Raw genomic sequence first — 3,103 nt, forward strand, 5'->3', positions numbered from 1 at the left:
AATACCCTTTACTTCTGCGAGAGCGGTCATTGCTTCTGTCAGATCCTTTTTAAGATCCCTTATACCCTGTTCAGTCATCTTTATGGGGTCTTCCATTTTATCAATAATGGCATGGGCATTGGATTCTCCCACTTTGAAAAGTCTGCTGAAAAATGACATTTTTTATCTCCTCAATATATATTGTTACTTTTAAAATGTTTCTTCTATATATTTGGGTATCCTTCATATCAGATTGAAGTACTTTACACTTCTTGTCTGGAGTAGAGACGCAATGCATTGAGGCTCTACAGTTGGGTTATTTTGGCATTGGAAAAGTGTAAACCGGCAAATGAAGGATGCCCATATTTGCGAATTTATTTTGCGTAATTAACAAAAAATTCTGTGTATTCAAGAAAAAATTCTGTGTATTCAAGAAAATATTCTGTGGTTCAAGAAAATATTCTGTGGTTCAAGAAGCTGTTCTGTGGTTCAAGAAACTATTTTGTGTATGCAAGAAGTTCTGAACCATATTCCGAAAGGGCAAGGGTCAGGGCATGTATTGAGCCTTCAAGCTCATTTCTGTCAAGGTTCTCAAGTTGCAGGGTATCCCTGAAAATAATATATTTCTCCTCTGAATCCAGCACAAAAGCTCCGTGAACAAGCTCTCTGTTTAATTGAAGAAGTCGTTTGTAAAGCTCTTTTGTTTGTTCTGGCACCTTCATTATTATCTGCTCTATGATCACAATAGGAGCCTCGCAATCTATGACAAGATTTTTAATGCCATTGTCTTCATCTTCAACAATTACAAGTTCTTCCTGAACATCCTCTTTAATAATGGAAATTTCCATATCCTGAAGATAGCTCTTTACAAGTTCAAATTTATTCTCCATTTATGATCTCCTTTAATTGAGAGTTTGGGTTTGATTCTAAAGACGGTCGTTGTAGGGGCAATTGAGTTTGATTGCCTTTGTAAACGGGCATGGTTGATTACGTATTAATAATGCCTCAAATACAATAAATGACATCCTTCGTATCATGCAGAAAGTACTTTACACGTCCCGGAACAGGCTACCAGAAGAACAGGCATTGTGTTCAGAAAAGTGTAAAGTGGCAAATGAAAGATGCCCAATCAATGCCGAGAAAGCTAACAAGATGTCGATTTTTGAGTGTAATCAGGATATGTCCGGCCTTTCCCAGGATATCACCAGAAGCCAGTCATCCTCCTTAACTATGTAATCGTTATCCGGATTGGCGGTCATGTTTTTGCCTGATCCATCTTCAATGCCTATGCATATCAAGTTTTCTTTTTCTTTCAGAAGACACATAACCTGAAAAAAATTTTTGCCGGCAAGATAAGTTGGTAATTTTATCTTGTACAGATCGTGACCGTACCGGTTGCTTACAATTTCGCTTACAAGACGGGTTATGCCATGGTTAAGCGCTCCCTGTACCAGCAAATTTGTGGATATCTCTCCTGCCACAATAATCTCGTCAGCACCTGCAATTTTACAATGCTCCATATTTTTAGCACTCATAAGTTCAACACAGGTGTATATTTCAGGATTAAAGTTTTTGATGGACATTGTATTTAAAATGGTTTTTGCATCCCTTGAATATGAGTCAAGGGACTCATCAGATAGGATAATGGCCGCAATTGCTTTGTCAGCATGGCAGCGTTTAAGGGTTGCCGCATCAATTTGGCCGTTGACAAACATAACGTTGTCATCGTTTTCTGAATCTGGCCTTTGGGCAAGCTCTGCCACAATAACAATGGGGCTGTATCTGGATTTTGGATCTGCCCTCATTTCGGATATAATGGTGTTGCCCTTGAAATTCCAGCCACATATCAAAAAATGATTTGAAATATCCGTCTCTTTCACGCCTCTTTTCTCCAGCAGTTTGTTTTCAATAAAGATGGTTGCAATTGTTGCGGTTAGTAGTCCGATAAGGCCGATTCCGGATAACATGACAAAAAGTGCAACAACTCTCCCGCCTGTGGTTGCAGGGGAGATATCACCATATCCCACAGTTGTCATGGTTACAATTGACCACCATAAAGCGTCACTAAATCGGATCTTCTGTTCAAAGTACATGATAAGTGTGCTTCCAAACAAAAGAACTGCAATTGCAGCAAGCATTACTTTGTGAATTTTTTCACGTTTGAGCAGATGTATAAGTTGCCTGATAAAATTAGTGTTTTTATTACTTGATATCATCGTCATATAAGTCATAATCAGGATAATGTTTTTTAGCGCAATTCCGGCAGATACTGTGGCTGAACTGTGCTCCGGAACGTTCCTGTATGTATTCTTCAAGCTGTTTCCAGTATCCATGGTCATCTCTTATGCTTTTACAGTGCATACATATTGGTAACAGTCCACTTAGCTGTTTTATCTCTGACAGAGCCTTCTCAAGAGCATCTTTTTCCTTTTTGAGCTGATTACCGGCATCCTTTAGTCTCTGGTGTTTCCTTGCATTTTCTATGGCAAGGCCGCAAACTTCAATCAGGGACATTGTAAGATTAAGATAATGCTCTTTGTATTCAGGTAAAGCTATTTCATCAATTTCAAGTACTCCAAGTTTTTGTCCTTTGAAATGAATTTTTACCCTAAAACCCTTAAGGGATTCTGTCCACTCGTATTCTTTATCAAAACTTGATAAACGTTCTTTAATTGTAATCTCTTCTTCATTTAAAACCGGCAGTGAATATAATTTTTCAGATTGATTATTCTGAAGGGAGATATAAAACAGTTTTCTGGGCGAAAAGAGATTCTGAAATACATTTAGTATGCTTTCAATGGTTTTACTTTCATTATCCGCGTGTGCAATTTGAGCCAAAAGGTCAAATATCATGGCATATTCAGATGCCTGCTTTCTGGCAATTTCAAGCTCTCGCTTCTGCTCTGTTATCAAGTCTGTGTTTATTAACAAATTTGATTCCTGTTTTTTGTTAGTTATTCTTACCATGAAAAGGATTATTATTTTTATACTTGGGGATGATTGATACATAATCATGCCTGTTTACCGTAAAAATATCCCTCATCATTTTCATAATCGGGGATGGCGAAGTAGAGACAAGGCCTGCCTTGTCTCTACTGCCATGATTGTTTAACTTTTTTTATTA

At 37.8% G+C, this 3,103-nt stretch carries 4 protein-coding genes; all 4 read right to left on the reverse strand.

The genetic code is table 11. The annotated features are described in order from the left end of the window. A partial coding sequence (locus MTBBW1_RS29980; protein ID WP_186441218.1) for a PspA/IM30 family protein occupies nt 1-159 on the reverse strand: 159 nt, incomplete at its 3' end. 317 nt (nt 160-476) lie between these two features. Further along, a complete protein-coding gene (locus MTBBW1_RS11305; RefSeq protein ID WP_080803484.1) occupies nt 477-869 on the reverse strand; it encodes a YbjN domain-containing protein in 393 nt (130 codons plus the stop codon). Nucleotides 870-1,151: 282 nt separating this feature from the next. Next, on the reverse strand, nt 1,152-2,195 hold the full coding sequence (locus tag MTBBW1_RS11310; protein WP_186441219.1) for a potassium channel family protein: 1,044 nt from the start codon (nt 2,193-2,195) through the stop codon (nt 1,152-1,154). Continuing rightward, on the reverse strand, nt 2,182-2,910 hold the full coding sequence (locus tag MTBBW1_RS28330) for a hypothetical protein (RefSeq protein WP_186441220.1): 729 nt from the start codon (nt 2,908-2,910) through the stop codon (nt 2,182-2,184). The genes MTBBW1_RS11310 and MTBBW1_RS28330 overlap by 14 nt, the downstream gene beginning before the upstream one ends. Nucleotides 2,911-3,103 lie beyond the last annotated feature (193 nt).

Source organism: Desulfamplus magnetovallimortis, assembly GCF_900170035.1.
GTDB classification, from domain to species: Bacteria; Desulfobacterota; Desulfobacteria; order Desulfobacterales; family Desulfobacteraceae; genus Desulfamplus; species Desulfamplus magnetovallimortis.